This window comes from Polyangium sp. 15x6, from assembly GCF_029960785.1.
Classification (GTDB): domain Bacteria; phylum Myxococcota_A; class Polyangia; order Polyangiales; family Polyangiaceae; genus Polyangium.
Map to the genome: position 1 here is coordinate 61,676 of NZ_JASBQE010000054.1, position 18,023 is coordinate 79,698.

Consider the following 18,023-nt stretch of genomic DNA (forward strand, 5'->3'; position numbering starts at 1 on the left):
GGGCCTCCGGGGGCGAGGGGTCCAGGGCGCAGTGTACGCCGAGCCTTGACGGGGCGCGCGGGCTGTTGTTTTTTGAGCCCCCGATGCTCTCGATTCGCGCTTCGATTCCTCTCGCCGCCCTCGCCTCCCTCGTGGCTTGCCAGGACGGGGGCGTCACCCCGCAGCCGGCGCCTTCGGCCGCGCCCCTCGCCCCGACGCCCTCCGCGACGGCGTCCGTCGCCCCGACTGGCTCGGCCCTCGGCGCGGACCTTCCGCGGCCGAAGCGGCCGAAGACCCGCGAGGCGCCGAGCCCCGAGAAGATGCGCGAGTACCGGAAGCAACTCGCGGAAGGCCGGCTCCTCGCGGGGAAGTCGCAATGGCCGGAGGCGATCAAGGCGTTCGAAAAAGCGCTCGAGGCGGTGCCGGGCGACGCGCCCGCGCTGACGGAGCTCGGCTGGGCGGCCTTCAAGGCCGGCGAGCTCGAACGGGCGAAGAAGTCGAACGAAGAGGCGCTCCGCCGCACGACGAGCCCGAAGCTCCAGGCGATGGCGCATTACAACCTCGGCCGTATCGCCGAGGAGCGCAAGGAGACGAAGACCGCGCTCGACCATTATCGACAATCGGTCGCGCTCCGGCCGAACGAGACGGTGGAGAAGCGGCTCGCGGAGCTCTCGAAAAAAGAGAAGGCGCCCGCGCCCCCAAAGGCCGAGCCCCTGCCCTGCCAGACCGCGGCGGTCAAGATCGCCGACGTCTGCGCCTGCCTGACGAAGCCCGAGCCGGGCGACCCGGAATCGCCGCGTTCCTGCGAGCCCGTGAAAGAACCAAAGCTCCCGCGGCCCGAGCTCACGTTGCTGGAGGCGCAGACGGGCGTGTTTCAGACGGACTGGATCCTCGTCGCCAAGGGGGAAAAGGGCTTCTTGCCGGTCGGGAAGATCGGATCGACGTACAACCCGGGCGCGTTCGGCATTTACGAGGAGCTGACGATTCCCACCGTGACCGAAAAGACGGCCGGCAAGACGACGGTGCTCTGGTTCGAGGCGCGGCGCGATCGGCACGACTCGGACATGGGGATCGACGAATACGAGGAGGAGACGGTCCGGACCGTGACGCTGTGCGTGCCGCCTCAGGGGAAAACCACGGAATGGAAATGCCCGCTCACGGTGCCCGTCGAGCGCACGTACATCCGCGACCGCATGCAGCTCGAAGGATTCACGCCCGACGCCGAGACGCGCAAGCTCATGACGAAGGGATTGCCGATCAAGGAAGGATGGGCGCTCGACGTGAAGCTCGGCGACGGCAAGGCCGAGGTGAGCGTGACCGGCGGGAAGCCGCCGGCCAGCGTGGCGGCGCTCGTGGGATCACACCCGCTGTGACGGGGGTCATTTTCGTCGTCGCGGTCGCAATGCCACGACGGCCCCTCTGCCGTGCGTCGGCGCGTCGTCCGGCGGCAAGGCCACGACGAGCCGCTCGATGGCCGGCAGCGTCCGCGTGACGGCGCGCTCGGCGCCGAGCTCGTCGAAGGGGCCCGGGTAGACGAGCACGAGCACGTAGATCGTCGCGAACGACCGCGCCAGGTAGCCGAGCCCCTCCTCCAGCACGGCCTCGTGCAGGTGCTCGCCCCGGTGCAGCTCCGCCATGGTGGGGTTTTTCCGGACGCGCGTGATGGCCGCGCGGGCGAGCTGGACGCGGCGGCCGATCGCCTCGCGATCCTCAGCCGAGAGCGGCGCGAGCTCGTCCACCGGGGGGACCAGGCGAAAGCGGCGGGCGGACGGCTCCTCGGGCTCCTTGCGCTCGCCTGGCGGGGGAATCGTGAGGCTGCCTGGTCTGCGTACGAGCTCGACCCAGGAGATGCCGGCCGCGTGGGCGCGGGCGAAGGTCTCGGCGACGCGGGCCTCGGCCTCGGGGTCGTCCGTGCCCGTGGGCGCCTCGGAGGCGCCCCAGACGACGGGCGAGGTGGCGTCGATGACCAGGGCCCCGAGCGCGCCCGCGCGGCCCGCGAGCGCGGAGAGCTCGACCCGCAGCGCTTCCGCGGGCTCGGGGCGCGGACGTGGCACCTCCGCGGCGACCTCGCCGAAGAGGTCGGCGAACGACTCGATGAGGGTCGCGAGCCGCGCTTCTTTCTCCGCGCGGTCCACGATTGGCGTGGCGAACGTGACGACGAGCTGACGCCCGCGGCCGAGGTCCCAGCGCAGGGTCTTGGCATCCCCGTCCGTGCCGGGATCGGCGCCGTTCGCGTTCGGGACGATCTGGACCGCGGCCGCGTCGAGCTCACGCTCGAGGATGGTCGCGAGGCGCTGTCGCGTGGCAGGGGTCATCCGCGACGCACTCTACCCGAGCGTGTGACGCCGTCCAATTCATCGCACCGTCTCCGTCCGGGCGGGGGAAGCCATGTGCGGGGACGGAAATCCGGGCGAGCTCTACAACAGGGCGCGGAACGCGGCGATCGTGAGGGCCTTGGGATCGGCCACCTTCGCGGCGGCGATCTGCCGGCCGCTTCGATAACGAATGCCCACGCCGTCGTGCGCGAATTCGCTGAGCTCGAGGAACGAGCGGTCCTGGCCTTTCTCGAACACCCGCGCGTGGAAGAGGACGTGCGAAAAACCGGCCTCGTCCGGGCCGTCGTGGTCGAGCACGTCGAGGCGCATGAACTTGAGCGTCGACGTGGCGTCCCGGATCTCGCGCATGACCTCGGCCTCCGGCCGCTTGCGATCCTCGTGATCCGGGTGGAGCGTGCGAAGGACGTACGCCGATTCCTTGCGCGCATACGCCGAAAAACGCGAGCGCATCAGCGCTTCGGCGTTAGGCGCCTCACGTTCTCCGCGGTGATAGGGCGCGCAGCAGCGCGCATAGGGCAAACCGGAGCAGCAAGGACAATCTCGGGTTGGAGGCATCGCGAGGGTGCACCGTAGCAGAAGCGGGGCGTCGGGGGGCCAAACGTTCAGAGCCACGTGTGCCCCAGCGGCGGATCGACGTCGAGCGGGTCGACGGGCAAGCTTCTTGGGGCCGCTGCGCCGGGGCTCTGCCCCGGGCCCCGCGGGGGCTGTTCGCCCCTCGACCCGAACCAGGGCAAGCCCTGGACTCGGGGTGGAAGAACTGCGCGATGCGCAGTTCTTCCAACGGGCCGGTGGGACAGCGTCGCCGGTCGAAAGGTCAGCGCGGCTGCCTGGGTTGGCGAGGGTCATTCCTCGGCCTGTTCGATGAACTGCGCGAAGCGCAGTTCATCGACAAACGGTCCAGCGCTTGCGCTGGTCCGGGTCCAGGGGCGGACAGCCCCGGTGGGGCCTGGGGCAACGCCCCAGCGAAACGCCTCCCAGATGAGCTCAATGCTCGTAGCGACGACATCGAAGGAGCACGCGCCCCTCGCCCCCTTCCCGCTCCGACCAGGCGACGCAGACGGCCTCGTCTGACGCGGCGATGGCCGGATCCACCGACGCGCCCTCGCTCTGCGAGACGGAATCGCCCGGCGTCGCGCCTGCTTCGTTGGTGCTCCAAGCACCCCCGACGAACCGCTTGACCAGCACCTCGCCCGAGGCGCGATCGGCATAGGCGAGACGCAGCCCGCCGGCTTTGTCGAACGTGATCGCTGGGCTCCCACCGGGCCCCGGCGCGTCCCCTGCCCCCGCCGCGCCCGGCGCGGAAAGGGTGGTCCAGGACGAACCCTTGAAGAGGGCCACGTAAGGCGCCTCGGCGGGGTTCCACCGGAATGCCAGGGCCACCTCGCCGGAAGGGCCGGCCGCGAGGTCGAATCGCTCGGGGGGAAAACCGCTGTTCGGTGTGGCAGCGCTGGTCCAGGGAGGCAGATCCACGAATCGATCCCCTTCGAGGCGCCTCGTGTATCCGACGAACGCGCTGCGATCCTTCCAATCGAGCATGCCGACGACGGGCCTCCCCGCGCCGTCCGTGGTCATCGCCGGGGTGATGTAGACGGGCGCGTGATCCGAAGAAATCAGCCGAAAGTCTTGCCCCTGCTCCAGATGACGCGAAAGGCCGAGCTTGCCGTTCGCCCGGTCTGCCCAGGCAACCACGGGCGCTCCGGAGCCATCCATTTCGACACCAAAGGCGAGCGCCTGCCCGGCGTGGTGCCCGCCCGGCGCCGCCCCATTTCGAGGCACGTGCAAGAGCTCCCACGAACGCCCGCCCCAGCGGGCCACCACCATCGCTCCCCCGGCGGACGTGGAGAATACCAGAAGGACCCGCCCCTCGGCGTCGATCGTGATGGCCGGACGGAGCCCGGACCCCGGACGCCCCGGCTCCAGCGGGAGCTCGGGCGCCGTCTCCCACGCGCAGCCCGTCCAGCGACGCACGACGATCGTGCGCTTCGCGCCGTCCACGAGCCAAGCCACGGCGATCTTGCCTCCGCGCATCGCGAGCGCCGGCGCAATCCCCTCGGCCACGCCTCGACCGAGCCCGTCTTCGGGCTCCGCGGCCCCTCCCGGCGCGTGATACGCCCCCGCAGACCAGATCCGCGCGGCGATCTCGTTTCCCCCGCGATACACGACCGCGGGCGGGGCCGAACCCTCGGGCAAAGCCACGGAGGGCGACCCGTGGCTCCGCGCGGGCGGAAAATCCGCGGCGCCCGGGTCTCCCGTGAGCTCGACGGGCGTGTCGTTTTCCCATGCCACGACCCGGAGCTCGGAGCGAGTGCCGCTCGTATCGAGCACGGCGATCCGCGGACGTGCCCCGCCGGCGAACGCGAGGATTTGTCCGAAGAGCGGCCGATCCGCCGGCTGCTTCGCTTCCCGGGAGCCCTTTTCGTCGCTCCGCCACACGTGCACCCGATACCGGAGCCCGCCATTGCCGGTGATCTGCTCGTTCCACGCCTTCCAGTGTACGTTTTTCGGTCCGAACGCGAGCCAGGGATCACTCATGTAAATCGCGTCGTGCTCGGGTAAGAGCGAGGACTCCGTGGTGAATGCGCTGCCGGTCCAGGCAAGGACGCTGATGGCCCGCTTGTCCCGGAACGTGATGTAGGGATGCCCCTTGGGATCCGGCGTCAAGGTGACGCTCTTCGTATGGGGCGCGCAATCATCGATGGGCCCGATTCCGGGGAACGACCACGTCACCCACGCGGCGCCGGTCCACCGGTGCACGACGGCGCGCATCGCGCCGATCCCTGCCTCGGCCCAGGCGACCATGGGCCGGCCCTCGCCGTCCACCGCGAGCTGGGCCGGCGCGATGGGTTGAATCAATGCAGGACAGGCAACGATCCGTGGCGGCCCGGGAATGCTGAACACCCGGGCGGGCGGCGGCGTTTTCGGCGAGAGATCCACCACGGTATTCCCTTCGATGCGATGGACCCGCGCGCGCGTGTCTTCGAAGAAATACACGAGCACGCGCCCCGCCGAATCGCGTGCGAGCATGACGGCGCCAAACCCCCCGACGTTCTGCGCGGAAATGGGCGGCAAGTCCTGGAAACGCCCTCCTTCGAGCCTGCGCAAGCGGACGCCGGGCGCCGCTGCCCAGGCGACGACGAGCCGCCCCTCGGCATCGTACACGGCGCTCGGCGTCGCCCCGGGGCCCGCGGACGGAGAGACGACGCCGGGACTCGGCGCGGGCGTGGCGGAGGACGGCGGCGCCGAGGTGCCGAGCGCAAACCAGCCGCGATCGGGTGTGGTCTCTGCGGACACGCCTGGGCAAAGGATGAGCGGGCGCGGCGTCGAGGCGGTCGGGGAGGTCGCGACGGCGAGGCCCGAGGGGCGCTGCGAGGAGGTCGCCGGGCGCGAGGGGGCTCGGGGCGAAGGCCCACAGGCGGCCGCGAGGCCCCCGAGGGCCAGGAAGACCAAGCGCAGGCGGGGGGAGCGTTCGCGAGCCATGAACGGCAAGGAGACCGCTTGGGCGCCCGGCCGTCAAGATTGCGCTTCGTTCTTGACCGCGCGGCCGAGTTGATGCGCTGATCCGGCTCCCATGTTGCACCCCCAGGCCCGGGCCCTGATCGATTTCATGGAACGAAGCGGCATGCCGCCTGCGCATACGCTCTCGCCGGAGGATGCGCGGCGCGCGTACCGCGAGCGCCGCGGATTCACGCAGCCCGAACCGCCCGCGGTCGCCGAGGTGCGGGATCTCCACGCGGACGCGCCGCACGGCAGGATCCCGCTTCGACTGTACCGCCCCGCGGGTACGACGACCGGCACAGTTTTGCCCGGGCTCGTCTATTACCACGGCGGCGGCTGGACGATCGGCGATCTCGACACGCACGACACGCTCTGCCGAACCCTCGCGAATGGCGCCGGCTGCGCGGTCGTGTCGGTCGATTACCGGCTCGGGCCCGAGCACCGGTTTCCCGCCGCCGTCGACGACAGTCTGGCCGCGACGTACTGGGTGCAGCGCAATGCCGAAGCGCTCGGGATCGACGGGACGCGCATCGCGGTCGGCGGCGACAGCGCGGGCGGCAATCTCGCCGCCGTGGTCGCGCTCGCCGCGCGCGACGCGGGGGATCTCGGGATCACGTTCCAGCTCTTGATTTACCCGGCGACCGACATGCGCCGCATCGCGCCCTCGCACACGACGAACGGCCAGGGCTACCTGCTCACGCGTGATTCGATCACGTATTACCACGACCATTACATCGGCGACCCCGCGCACGACCTCGACTGGCGCGCCTCGCCGCTGCTCCACCCGAGCCACGAAAACCTGCCGCCCGCGCTCGTGCTGACGGCCGGCTACGATCCGCTGCGCGACGAGGGGTTGCAATACGCCGAGCGCCTCACCGCGGCGGGCTCGAAAGCGAGTTACGTCTGCTTCGAGCGGCAGGTGCACGGCTTCGTGCCGATGGGAAAGGTGTTCGACGAGGCGAACACGGCCGTCGCGCTTTGCGCGGCGTCGCTGCGAGCGGCCTTGTTCCGCTGAGGAAAACCCTCACCAGGTATCGATGAACCGCCGCGCTTCGGGGCGCGCCGGCGTCGGGACCGATTTCAACCCACGAAGAATCCAGGTGCGCGTCTCGGCCGGGTCGATGACGGCGTCGAGCTCCAGGAACGAGGCGGTGTTGATGGCCTTCCCGCGCTCGTATACGTGCGCGACCATCGCTTGAAACGTCGCCTCGCGCTCCTCGGGGTTCTCGATGGCGTCGAGCTGCTTGCGCATCGCGAGCCGCACCGCCCCCTCGACGCCCATTCCGCCGAACTCGGCCGTCGGCCAGGCAATCGTGAAAAACGGAGCGTGTAGATGCCCGCCGGCCATGGCCTGCGCGCCGAGGCCATACGCTTTGCGGAGGACCACGGTGAAAAACGGGACCCGCAGGCTCGCCGCCGCCACGAACATCCGCGAGGTATGGCGCACGAGCGCGGTCTTTTCGGCCTCGGGGCCGACCATGAAGCCGGGCGTGTCGCAGAGGGAGATGATGGGCAGGCCAAACGCGTCACAGAGCTGCATGAATCGCGCGGCCTTGTCGGAGGCGTCGGCGTCGAGCGCGCCGGCGAGGCGATACGGGTCGTTCGCGAGGAGCCCGAAGGGGCGGCCCTCGATACGCACGAGCGCGGTCACGAGGCTCGTGCCGAACTCACGCCTGAGCTCGAGGACCGAGCCGGTGTCCGCGAGCGTCTCGATGATCGGCCGGATCTTGTAGGCCCGTCGCCGTCGCTCCGGCAAGGCGTCACGGAGCACGCGCTGATCGGCGCACGAAAAGTCGGCGATCGGGCCCTGGAAAAAACCGAGATACTTCTTCGCGGCGTCGACCGCCGCGGCCTCGTCCCGGACGCGCACGTCGACCACGCCGTTCTTGCTCTGCACGTCGATCGGCCCGACCTCCTCGGGCGTGTATTTCCCGAGCCCGCCGCCCTCGATCATCGCGGGCCCGCCCATGCCGATCGAGCTGTCCTCGGTCGCGATGATGACGTCGCAGCAGCCGAGCAGCGCGGCATTCCCGGCGAAGCAACGGCCCGAGACGATCCCGACGCGCGGGACGAGGCCGGAGAGCGTGGCGAACGAGAGAAAGCTCGACGTATCGAGGCCCGCGACGAGCGGCATGTCGGTGTCATTGGGCCGCCCCCCTCCCCCTTCGGCGAACAGCACGACCGGCACGCGCCATTGCGCGGCGAGCGCGAGCATGCGATCGAGCTTCTTGTGCCCCATGCCGCCCTGCGTTCCGGCGAAGACGGTGTAATCGTAGGCGAGCACGAGCGTGCGCGCGCTCTCGTCGTCGAAGAGCGCGCGGTTCACGCTCCCGACGCCGCAGACGATTCCATCGGCGGGGCTCGCCCGCACGAGCTCTTCGACCGAGAGCCGCTGCCGCTGCGCGGCCAATGCGAGGGCGCCGTATTCGACGAAGCTGCCCGGATCGACGAGATCGTCGATGTTCTCGCGCGCCGTCCGTTGCCCGGTCTTGCGCCGCCGCAGGACGGCCTCGGGCCGGCCTGCGTCGGTGGTCGCGTGGAGGCGCGCGCGAAGCTCGGAGAGCTCGGGCCGCACCGGAGCTTCGTCCGGGCCATGCGCGGGATTTCTGGATTCACTCATCGGCGCCGGCAGGATCGCAGAGACGGTCCCCGCGTGTCCAGGGACTTGCGATCGGAGCGCCGAGAGGCTCAGTGAAGGGTGGGGCTCGGCGACGCGTGGCGCTCTTGCTCGTGCGAGAGGAGCCACCGTTTGGCTTCGATGCCGCCCGCATAACCCGTGAGCGCGCCGTCGCCCGCGATGACGCGGTGGCAGGGCACGATGATGCTGATCGGGTTCTTCGCATTCGCCGCGCCGACGGCCCGCGCGGCTTGCGGCCGACCGAGCGCCCGCGCGAGCTCCGCGTAAGATCGCGTCTCGCCGAAGGGGATTTCGAGGAGCGCGCGCCAGACCTCGCGCTGAAAATCGCTTCCCCGAGGCTGGAGCGGTAACATGAAAAACGCACGCTCCCCGGCAAAATATTCCGTGAGCTGGCGCGCGGCCTCGCCGAGGACGGGATGCTCCCGCCCATCACGGGTCAGGATGACCGGCGCGCCCTTGTGCCCAGGCAGGTACACGCCCACGAGCGCTTCGTCCGAAGCGACGACGCGGAGCTCGCCGAGAGGGCTCGAAATACGGCGTTCATACAAAATATTCATTCCTTGAATGCTCCTTCTGAAAGGCTCTGCCAGAGATGAATGACCGCATAGGCCCGCCACGGCCTGAAGGCCGCGGCGCGCTCCTCCGCCTCGCGCGTCGATTTCACGCATAGCGCCTTCCGCACCCCGAGATCCGAGGCTGGAAATGCGTCCGGAAACCGATACACACGCATGCCGAGGTACTGGGCCGTCCACGCGCCGATACCCGGCAAGGCGACGAGCGCGGCCGTGGCGGCCTCGAAATCCTCGCCGCGCTCGAGCCGGACGTCGCCCTGCGTGACGGCGCGCGCGAGCGCCTGGATCGAGCCCGCACGGGCCGCGGGCAATCCAATTCGAATGATGTCGGGAAGGGGCGCTTCGGCGAGCACGGACGCCGGTGGGAAGAGGTGCGTCACGCCGGCGATCGGCGTGTCCAGGGCCGTTCCGAATTGCTTCGCGATGCGCCCGCCGAGCGTCGTCGCCGCGCGCACCGAGACCTGCTGGCCGAGAATGGCGCGCACCGCCGCCTCGAAGCCGTCGAACGCGCCCGGCACGCGGAGCCCTGGATGACGCGCGACGAGCGGCGCGAGGAGCAGATCACGGCCGAGCGCCTCCGCAATGAGCTTCGGATGCGCGTCGAGATCGAAGAGCGCGCGCAGCCTGCCGAGCAGAAGCCCGAGCGCGCCCGCGAGCTCGGGCGCGACCTCCACCCGGAGCGCGTTTTTCTGCGGCGCGGGCATCACCCGCACCCACCCGGTCCGCTCGCCGAGCCGCACGGAGCGGGCATACACGCCGCCCTCGACGGCCTCGACGCCAGCAATCGCGCGGGCGGCGAGGAACGTGAGCAGCGCGTCCCAATCGAGCGGCGGCCGATAATCGAGCCGCAACGTGATGGCGGCGCCGGCCTCCGCTTCCCCGAGCGCGCGCCGGAGCGCGGACGGCGGCCTGCCGAACCGAGCGGAAAACAGCGCATTGAATCGCCGAACACTCCCGAACCCGCTCGCGAACGCGATCTCGGTGAGCGGCAGCGACGAATCCTGCAAGAGCTGCTTCGCGAGCGCGAGGCGGCGCGATTGAGCAAGCTCGACGGGCGCCACGCCGAGCTCGGCTTCCATGGCGCGCCGGAGGTGTCGCCCGGTCACGCCGAGCACGCGCCCGAGGTCATCGACGGATCCCTCGTCGAGAAACCCGCCCTCGATTCGCGCGAGCGCGGCGCGGACGAGGCGCGGCACGGAGTCCTGCGGCGCGCCGCCCGGCGAGAGCTCCGGCCGGCAGCGAAAACACGCGCGAAACCCGTCCCGATCCGCCTCCGCGGCGGACCGGTAAAACACGCACCGATCACGCGCCGGGGTCCGGGCCCGGCAAACGGGCCGGCAGTAGATGCCGGTCGTCTGTACGGCCACGAAAAATAGCCCGTCGAAGCGCTCATCACGCGCGCAGAGGGCTCGGTAGCAGGTCTCCGCATCCATCATCGCCCTCCCCTCGTAGCGTGCCCGCGTCCCGATGTCTGGCCGTTTTCGGACGCGACAGCGATCTCGATGCGTCGGTCCGCTGGCCGTCAGATCCCGCGGCTCTCGGCGAACACGATCCAGGCAGTCACGAGCGCGATGAAATAGACGAGCCCGGCGAGGACGACGAGCCGCGACCGCCTCTCCTCCGGCCCCGCCTGGGCGACGGCGAGCACGATCCCGAGCTTCGAGAGCGACCCGCCCTGCGCGTATCGGTGGAGGACGAGCCGCATCAAATGCGGAAACACCCAGAAAAACGGCGCGAACAGCGCGATTTCGGCAAGCGCGACCACGAGCCATGCGGGCAGCCCGAACAGCGCCGGCCCGAACGCGGCGATTTGCACCGCGCGGACCTTGGGATCGAGGTTCACGACGAGCAAGCAAGCGAGGAGCAGGGCCGCGACGATTCGCCCCGCGCCGTCGGGCGAGATCCGAGGCTTGGTGGAAAGAGGCGCACCATTCTGGAGGCGGCGGACGTTGCGGTGACAAAGCGCGGCGGCGGAGCCGAAGAGGACGAAGATCCCGAGCGGGAAACCTCGCCGGAAAGGCAGATTGAGCTCGGCGTCGAGCTCGACGTTCGAATAGGAGCCGGGACGGCTGAGGGACGGGTCTTCGGGGAGATACGTGATATCGAAGGTTTCACCGGGCGCGCCTGGGAGCTTCTTTCGGTCGACGTTCCACGTGTAAACGACGCCGCCGATCTCGTAGCGGTAATGGGCAACCGAGGCCGAACCTTGTCGGGTGACGGCCGTGAGCGTCGCGGTGCCGGCGCGGCCATGATCGGCGAGCGCGCGGAGCCTCAGCTCCTGGCGTCGAAACAGAAGCGCGAGCACGAGCGGGAGGATGAGGGCAACCGTCGCAAAAACGATCCTCGCCCGCGCATCGGTCGCGATGAGCTTGCGGCGCTTCTCTTCGTCCATTCGCTGTTCGGTTGGGGACTGTATGCCCCGGTAGGCAGGTTTTGCAAGGGGAAGCCTCCGGGATCGAAGGGCAGAGCGGCGCCTCGAAGACCGACCGCCTCGGCCCCGCGCTCCTCGGAGCGGCTCGTCAGCAAAACGCGGAAGGCCGTCGCGGAGCTCTGAGGTTCGGGGGGAGCGGAGGGGAGCCGCGCGCAAACAGCGCCCCGGACGAACCTCTCGACCGCAGAACGCTCGGGGCTTCTCGCATTCATATCCCGCTGCCTCGCCAGCCTCGCCGCCGGAGCTTTGGGCCCCAATCCCGCGGAGGGGGCCGAGCCCTGGCACGGCCGAGCGGATCCGCAGGGCACTTGCCGCGAGCTCGCGTACGACGTGGCGGCCTCGTCGAGGCGCAGCTCGGTGCGCGCCTGGGGAGACGAAGCCCGGCCGCCGCACCTCGCGGCGCCGCCCGAGATCGAGGCTTGGGAGCGGGAAGCGGCCAGGCTACGCGCCGACGTGGACAAGTTCGCCGAGCTCGCCCTCGAAGCGCCCGCGGAAGCGCGAGGCGTCTTCTTCACCAAGGTGGGCGAACGTCAGAAGGAGCTGACAGCGCTCGAGGCGCGGCTCCGGACGGCCAAGACGGTTCCGGCGGCGATGGACCTCGAGGTCCGGCGGCTCGAGACCGAGGCGCGGCGACGGCTCGAAGAGCTGCGGGAGAGCATCGGCCGCAACCCGATCGAGGCGCGGCGGTTCATCCAAGAGCTCTTCCCGAACGGCCTGACCGCTTCGCCGCTGCCGACGCCCGGAGAGCGTCGGATGCGGCTGATCGGTGTTTCGGCCCCTGGCAGACTGTTCGGTATCGAACTTGGCAATTCAGCGTCCCCAGCGGGCAGCCATTCATGCTGCTTCCCGAGATCGACCTCGCCGCCGCTTGAACGGCTCGCAGCCTGACCGGCACGACGGCCGAGGGAGACGCCCACAAACGGGGCGCTCCCTCGGCCGTCGTCATCATCCTCCTCCGTGGTTAGGCCGCGATGCGAAGGCGGGGGTAGCGAACCGGCGGCGGCGGGCCGGGGGGGAAGCCGAGCGCGAAGAAGATGCCTACGAGCACACCGAGAAGAAACGCAGTAAGCGGATCCACAGATCACCTCCGTTCAGCAGGACCATCTCGACCCACAGTCGTGACCGAGATGGTCCTGCTGATTGAGGGGCCGTACTTCTACCGACGTTGTAACTGTCCCGTGTCGCTTCCGCTTTGGTTCTCGGTTACGCCGGATCCGATGATCTTCGAGGCGAAAAGGTCCGTTGCACGTGGATCTATCTGTTGGAGGTGCAAAACCAGGAGACACAAGACGCCAATGCAATGCAACACAACGTATGCTCAACAACGTTCTGACGACAGGCCCAAGGAACGGCCATCTGAAGACCCGGTTCCACGAACTCCGTCCCCAGACGCACGAGTTCCTCCAGGTGCTCCGCCGGAACACGAGGACGGCCCGGTCCGGCCTCCGCGGTACCTAGGATGGAAACGATCCAGCGGGCTGCCCTCCTCGCCCGGGCGGCCGTCATGGCATTCGTAGCCGTGGCCTCCCCCGAGCTGTCGGGAAACGCGCTCTTGCGCTTCTACGTGGCCGCGTTGCTCACGGGCCACGTGGCGTTGATGCTGGCGATGGTGGGAAGGGTCGTCCGAGAAGGGCGGACGATGCGGAGGGAGGAGGGGATGCTGCTCGTGCTACTTGCGGTGGGCCTGAGCGGCTCCGCAATCGCACTGTGGGCCCCGAGCTGGGCCCACGTAAATGCCGTCAACCTGACGGCATATGCGCTGCTCTGCCTGGCGTGCCTCTTCCCGCAGCAGAGCGAGAAGAGCGAGCATTGAGGTCTCCACGTCTCGGGAGAGACGACGGAGACGGAAAACGTGACGAATCCCGCTGAGACCGAGAAAGGCGGCAAACGCTAGGCTAGCCGCCCCGATCGATGACAGGACCGCGCAGACGTACTCCACGGATCATTGGACTCGGCGTGACGTGGGGGCGGGCTCGGAGAGGTCGGGGGAAGAGCGACCGGCCAGTCGTTCGAGCTTCTCGTCGATCTTCTGGGCCCGGAGGTCGTGCATCTCCTCGCGGAGAGTCCCGACCTCCCGTGACACGTGCGTCGTGATGCGCGTCTCGGCCCCAGAGAGACCCTCTCGGAAATCGCGGATCGCATCCGGGATCGTCTTCTCGACGGCGTTGACGAGCGCCATCGAGCGAGCCTTGTACGACTCCACGAGTCCAGGTCCCCACTTGTGCAGCGTCCAGGCGATCCCGATCAGGATCAGGATCGGGATCGTCACTCCGAGGCCGATCAGGATCGGAATCAGCGTGTCCCCGTTCTTGATGAGCAGTTCGAGCATCGCTCCTACCCTTGTTCGTCGCCTTCAAATCGGCCGGAGGAGTGGTTCACTTACTTGGACTGCGGTCCGGGCCTCGTTGCTTACCAGATCTACGACATGAGAGACATCGAAGGCGCCGAATACTACGGTCTGCCCGCGTCCGAGCTGCTGACGTGAACCGACGGGGGCTCCCTCCACGTGGGGGAGCCCCGTCCTCCCGCAGCTCGGCGCCGCTGGAGAGTCGACTTGACGAGACCACCTCCGCCGGGCAACATCGTCCTCGCTGCCGCTCCAGCACTACCCCGCCTCGGTCCGCCCCCCAGGACCCTCGGCGCGGGGCGAAGAGGGATGTCCTCAGAGCCGGGCTAGGTGCGTCTTCTTCACCATGAGCGTCGGCAGGGGGGGCTGCGACGCTCGTGGTTGACGAGGAAGATGCTCATGCCCAGCAATTTCAAGAAGCTCGTTCGCGACCGCATGGCGAAGACCGGGGAGAGCTACCAGACGGCAGCCCGCCACGTTCGGTCCGCGGGCGAAGGACCTCCGGTGGGCCGATTCGAGGCGCTCGTCCTGCTGTTCATCAGGTTGGCGAAGGCGCGCAGGGAGGAGTACGAGGCCGACCCTCGCTATCGAACGCGAAGCTCCACCGGGGAAGCACTCGACCACGCAATCGAAGACCTAGAGTCCCCGCCGCCGTGCGATAAGGCTTTCAACGAGGCGATATTTGCCATCCCCCAAGAGGACGTCTGGAAGCTGGCGGCCGTGATGTATGCAGGGCGCGACAATACCGATCTGCTCACCACCTACCGCGGCAAGGTGGGAAACAAGAGAGTCGTCATGTCGATCGTCGAGAAGTCCCCGCTCGACGAGTACCTGGAGGCGGGCCTCGCGAAGGCAAAGATGGACGGATTCGACCTGGAGAACGGCTTCCAGGGGACGTCGAAGTAGCGCTCCCCGTCGACTAGGGCGAGGACTTCTTCCGCGTCCGCTTCGAGGTGCGCTTCTTCGCAGTGGTCTTCTTGGCGGTGACCTTCGAGCCTGCCTTCTTCGTCTGCTTTCGCGCAGCTCTGGCCGCCTTGAACTCGTCGGCGAGCTTCTCCAGCTTCGCGAACACGAAGAAGCTCCTCTCGTCGCGGAACCCGTCCGGCGTCTGCTGGACGTACACCCAGTCCTCCGGGCGACGCTTCTGTAGCTCCATCGTCATCCCATCGCTGTATGTGGGACGAAAGCGGAGCTCGGTGACGTCGACGAAGTCCTCCTGCTCGTTCCTGCGGAACCGTAGTGGCCTGCCTGGAGCGATCTCGATGAGGTCTCCCTCCTCCCACGGGTTGTCGTCCAGCCACGAGTTCACGTGCTCGTCGAAGAACACGTGGTTGCCTCGCCGGTCGAACATGAACTCCATGCCCCCCTGCGAAACCGGATGCCGCTCCCCGTTCGCCATGACGATCTCGGCGTCCTGATAAAGGAGCGTCCTCGATTGTATAGTGAGCTGGAAATCTCGAAGGTAGCGGCCCCAGTCCTCGTCATTCGCGAGGCGTAGGATGCAAGTAGTGATACCTCGTTCCTTGGCCTCCAGGAGAGCATCCTCGGTGAAGCCAAGGTTCGAGACCATGATCCCGTGCTTCGCGCCGATGCCGGTGAAGGCGACGAAGAAGTCTCCCACCATGTTGATGGTGACCGGCTTGTTCCGATCCTTGGCCTCGATGGCAACGGCGACGTCGGCAGTACCGAGCTTGCCCCGCACCACATCGATTTGCCGGATGGCTCCGCTTCGAGCGCGAACCCTGACGTCCCACTCCACATGGGCACCCGGGTCGAGCTTCTTCTGCACAGCGGCCACGAGACGCTCGTAGAGTGGTCCCTTGGGCTCCGGCTTCGATGAAGGGTCGGTCATGGCGCTTCCTGGTCAAGTGGTGGACGGCGGTTGCTGCGTCGATCCTTCTGCTTTCGTCGGCTGGTCGTCCTCAGATGTCTCCGGTAGGGGATTGTCGATAATCTCTGCCGTCATGCCCGCCCCTACGAGAATATTGACCAGGGCACGCACGAACGCTTCGTCAGCCAAGGGCAACCCAAGATTGGCCAACTCGATACCAACCCCCGTAAGGGTATACATGTGCGCAGTCCACAGCATGTTCCGGCCGCCAACCATTTTGATGCGCTTATCCCGGAACGGGAGTATCAACGCGGTGCCGGGTCCTCCTTGAAACGCACTTGGAGAATGAAAGAGTCCGCATTCGACAAGCTTCATAAGCTCCACGTATCGGTAACTGCACGCGTGTTCCAACGCGGGCTCAGCAAACGTGAATACCTGGCCATTGTCAGCGCAAAACGACAGGTAACGCTGGAAGAGCTGGGCCTCAGCCGAGGTGAGGTTCCGTAGCACCTCCAGCGTGCGCAACGAAAACCTACCAGGCTGAACAATCTCGCCAGCGAGAAGCTTGCCCCAAAGCTTCTGCATGTCCTCGTTTGATACGTCTTTCACGTCATCAAAGAACCGCGCAGTCCAGTCGGGGTCGACGGGTTGCTCCGCGACTTCATGGTGCTCGGGCAGCGTCTTGAGGACGTTCACCGCCTCGTGCGTCACCTGCTTGATGTTCCGGAGCCTCTTTTGCTCGATGTACTCGAACGGCCTGCGGTGAGCATCGGCAACGACGATCTCCGGCTCGGGCTCCCAGATGATCGGTACATCGATGATCTCTGCCTCGACGGCCGGCGGCAGTTCCTCGGCTCGTAGCTTCTCCTCGAACTGTCGGAAGTCGCGCTCAGCCAGCACACGAGCCTTCTTCTCTTCGTACTCGGCCGTGACGCCGAGCTTCCGCACCTCGATATCCGTCTGGGCGGCGGACAGCCTGGCCGCAGTTTCTGCTGCGGATCGCCGGCGGATCACGCCAGGTCCGAAGAGGCTTTGGATCATCTCGAAGAGCTTGTCGAAGCCGAGGTTGATGTTGAACTGACCGGTCATAGCCGGGCCACTGTACCCAGGGGCACGAAGAAGGGAAGCCCCCGGGTGCGCAGCCTCGGGTGGCCGGTCTACGGCCGAAGCTCCATGAACCACCAGTGGTCGGTGTTGTCCTCCCTCCAGTTGCCGACGAGCACGACCCCGCCGTCGACGCACTTGTAGAGCCGAGCGTCCACGTGGCCGTCCTCGCGAGGGAGGGCGCACTTCCACCGACCCTTCCACATCGAGGGAGAGTTCTGAACAGGGGTCAGTGTCACTGTGTAGTCGTACTCGCCGGACGAGGCGTCGAAAGCAATCTTGTCTTCGGACACGATCGCCCCACGCACGGGCGACGGGTCGTCATGACCGACCCACAGGATTCGTCCGTTGAGCTTCGCCATGGCTGGGGCACTGTACCGGAGCAAGAGCCCGTCGCCCAGGGCCCCGAACAGGGGTTGGTCAGCGTCGCCGGCCCCTGGCCCTCTTCCGGTACACGCAGATCGCCGACCTGGTCACGCCCGGGTCTTCACCGGCGACATCAGCCAGGAGACGGTCGAGCTGCTTCGGCTTCATCCTTCTCTCGATGCGCCTCAGCTCTGCACGGGCTTCAAGGGGTCCGTCGGGGTGGGGGCCGGGGAGCTGCTCGACGTCGCGGACCACGAAGAGGCCAGCGTCCCGGCGAGCTTTCGGACGATGCCAGTAGGCCATCCTCGACGCCACGACGCGGACCCACCCAAGAAGGGCAATTCGGTCCGGTGGGTCGCGGATGCGCCCCTCCTGTTTCGCGACCAGGAGGGCGAGAATGAGTTCTTGCACGAGATCGTCCGCGTGATCGCGGGACACCCCCATAAGATGGAGCACGGCCTTTGCGACCCGAATCAGCTCGGGTAGCCAGCGCTCCATCTCGTTGGGGGGCCCGGCTCTTCGGCCGGGCCCGCTCACGTCATCCGCCTGAGATCGATGTGGATGTCTTCAGGGCGGCGGTGTAGATCGTTCATCGGCTGATGCTCCGGTTCCAAGGGGTTGTCGGCCATCGCCCCCGGCGGAGATTGCAGCTCTTCCGGGGGCACTTTCGTTTGTCCTCCCCACGTAGAGGGAGGACGAACCGGCCAGACTGGATTGGATGACCGGACGCCTGTCAAGCTGCTCCTAACGGTCGCGTGATTTTTCCACGCGGGATCCACGATCAATCGGTGTAACGCTCGTAAGTCCTCGCCCACCACCGTCTGGACGACCATCCGCGCCCATGGCAGGCGCCACGTGCGCGGCACGCGCATGCTCGCCGCGCCGGCGTGCGCTCGGCGGGTTCGTCGCAGCCGCACAATAACC

General features: G+C 67.9%; 16 protein-coding genes and 1 pseudogene. 5 read left to right on the top strand and 12 right to left on the bottom strand.

Features of this window, described 5'->3' with window-relative positions; genetic code table 11:
• Positions 1-83 precede the first annotated feature (83 nt).
• Positions 84-1,352, top strand: coding sequence for a tetratricopeptide repeat protein (locus tag QHF83_RS32300; protein ID WP_282421852.1), 1,269 nt, complete (start codon positions 84-86; stop codon positions 1,350-1,352).
• A 6-nt stretch (positions 1,353-1,358) separates the two neighbouring features.
• Here the strand turns inward: QHF83_RS32300 and QHF83_RS32305 are convergent, their stop codons facing one another.
• From QHF83_RS32305 to QHF83_RS32315, 3 genes are all read right to left on the bottom strand, one after another.
• Positions 1,359-2,294 (bottom strand): hypothetical protein, encoded by a 936-nt coding sequence (locus tag QHF83_RS32305; RefSeq protein WP_282421853.1) that lies wholly within the window; start codon positions 2,292-2,294, stop codon positions 1,359-1,361.
• A 102-nt stretch (positions 2,295-2,396) separates the two neighbouring features.
• On the bottom strand, positions 2,397-3,161 hold the full coding sequence (locus tag QHF83_RS53555) for a YchJ family metal-binding protein (protein WP_348980489.1): 765 nt from the start codon (positions 3,159-3,161) through the stop codon (positions 2,397-2,399).
• Between the two features lie 138 nt (positions 3,162-3,299).
• A complete protein-coding gene (locus QHF83_RS32315; RefSeq protein WP_282421855.1) occupies positions 3,300-5,606 on the bottom strand; it encodes a hypothetical protein in 2,307 nt (768 codons plus the stop codon).
• Positions 5,607-5,883: 277 nt separating this feature from the next.
• Between QHF83_RS32315 and QHF83_RS32320 the strand changes: the two genes are divergently transcribed.
• Positions 5,884-6,825 carry an alpha/beta hydrolase gene (locus QHF83_RS32320; RefSeq protein ID WP_282421856.1) on the top strand — a complete coding sequence of 314 codons (942 nt, stop codon included), beginning with the start codon at positions 5,884-5,886 and terminating at the stop codon, positions 6,823-6,825.
• Between the two features lie 9 nt (positions 6,826-6,834).
• Here the strand turns inward: QHF83_RS32320 and QHF83_RS32325 are convergent.
• From QHF83_RS32325 to QHF83_RS32340, 4 genes and pseudogenes are all read right to left on the bottom strand, one after another.
• Positions 6,835-8,397, bottom strand: a pseudogene (locus QHF83_RS32325) (carboxyl transferase domain-containing protein); the annotation flags it as partial.
• A gap of 101 nt (positions 8,398-8,498) precedes the next feature.
• Positions 8,499-9,005, bottom strand: a complete 507-nt coding sequence (locus tag QHF83_RS32330) for a methylated-DNA--[protein]-cysteine S-methyltransferase (RefSeq protein ID WP_282421858.1) — start codon at positions 9,003-9,005, stop codon at positions 8,499-8,501.
• Entirely contained in the window at positions 9,002-10,456 is a 1,455-nt protein-coding gene (locus QHF83_RS32335) for a DNA-3-methyladenine glycosylase 2 (RefSeq protein ID WP_282421859.1), read from the bottom strand. Before QHF83_RS32335 ends, QHF83_RS32330 begins: the two co-directional genes overlap by 4 nt.
• A gap of 86 nt (positions 10,457-10,542) precedes the next feature.
• The gene (locus tag QHF83_RS32340; protein ID WP_282421860.1) at positions 10,543-11,412 is read right to left on the bottom strand and encodes a hypothetical protein; all 870 of its coding nucleotides are present in this window, start codon (positions 11,410-11,412) and stop codon (positions 10,543-10,545) included.
• A 492-nt stretch (positions 11,413-11,904) separates the two neighbouring features.
• Between QHF83_RS32340 and QHF83_RS32345 the strand changes: the two genes are divergently transcribed.
• Positions 11,905-12,339: a hypothetical protein gene (locus QHF83_RS32345; RefSeq protein ID WP_282421861.1), complete on the top strand. Its 435-nt coding sequence runs from the start codon at positions 11,905-11,907 to the stop codon at positions 12,337-12,339.
• 616 nt (positions 12,340-12,955) lie between these two features.
• Complete coding sequence (locus QHF83_RS32350) at positions 12,956-13,264, top strand: hypothetical protein (RefSeq protein WP_282421862.1); 309 nt, start codon at positions 12,956-12,958, stop codon at positions 13,262-13,264.
• 129 nt (positions 13,265-13,393) lie between these two features.
• On the opposite strand, the gene QHF83_RS32355 is transcribed toward QHF83_RS32350, so the two are convergent.
• Positions 13,394-13,780, bottom strand: a complete 387-nt coding sequence (locus tag QHF83_RS32355) for a hypothetical protein (RefSeq protein ID WP_282421863.1) — start codon at positions 13,778-13,780, stop codon at positions 13,394-13,396.
• A gap of 417 nt (positions 13,781-14,197) precedes the next feature.
• Here QHF83_RS32355 and QHF83_RS32360 point away from each other — a divergent pair, with 417 nt between their 5' ends.
• The gene (locus QHF83_RS32360; RefSeq protein ID WP_282421864.1) at positions 14,198-14,704 is read left to right on the top strand and encodes a hypothetical protein; all 507 of its coding nucleotides are present in this window, start codon (positions 14,198-14,200) and stop codon (positions 14,702-14,704) included.
• Positions 14,705-14,717: 13 nt separating this feature from the next.
• Here QHF83_RS32360 and QHF83_RS32365 read toward each other — a convergent pair whose 3' ends face one another.
• The 4 genes from QHF83_RS32365 to QHF83_RS32380 form a co-directional block, all read right to left on the bottom strand.
• The gene (locus QHF83_RS32365) at positions 14,718-15,587 is read right to left on the bottom strand and encodes a restriction endonuclease (RefSeq protein ID WP_348980490.1); all 870 of its coding nucleotides are present in this window, start codon (positions 15,585-15,587) and stop codon (positions 14,718-14,720) included.
• Positions 15,588-15,662: 75 nt separating this feature from the next.
• Complete coding sequence (locus QHF83_RS32370) at positions 15,663-16,718, bottom strand: DUF2806 domain-containing protein (protein ID WP_282421866.1); 1,056 nt, start codon at positions 16,716-16,718, stop codon at positions 15,663-15,665.
• A gap of 68 nt (positions 16,719-16,786) precedes the next feature.
• Positions 16,787-17,095 carry a hypothetical protein gene (locus QHF83_RS32375; RefSeq protein ID WP_282421867.1) on the bottom strand — a complete coding sequence of 103 codons (309 nt, stop codon included), beginning with the start codon at positions 17,093-17,095 and terminating at the stop codon, positions 16,787-16,789.
• A gap of 58 nt (positions 17,096-17,153) precedes the next feature.
• A complete protein-coding gene (locus tag QHF83_RS32380; protein ID WP_282421868.1) occupies positions 17,154-17,597 on the bottom strand; it encodes a hypothetical protein in 444 nt (147 codons plus the stop codon).
• Between the last annotated feature and the right edge of the window lie 426 nt (positions 17,598-18,023).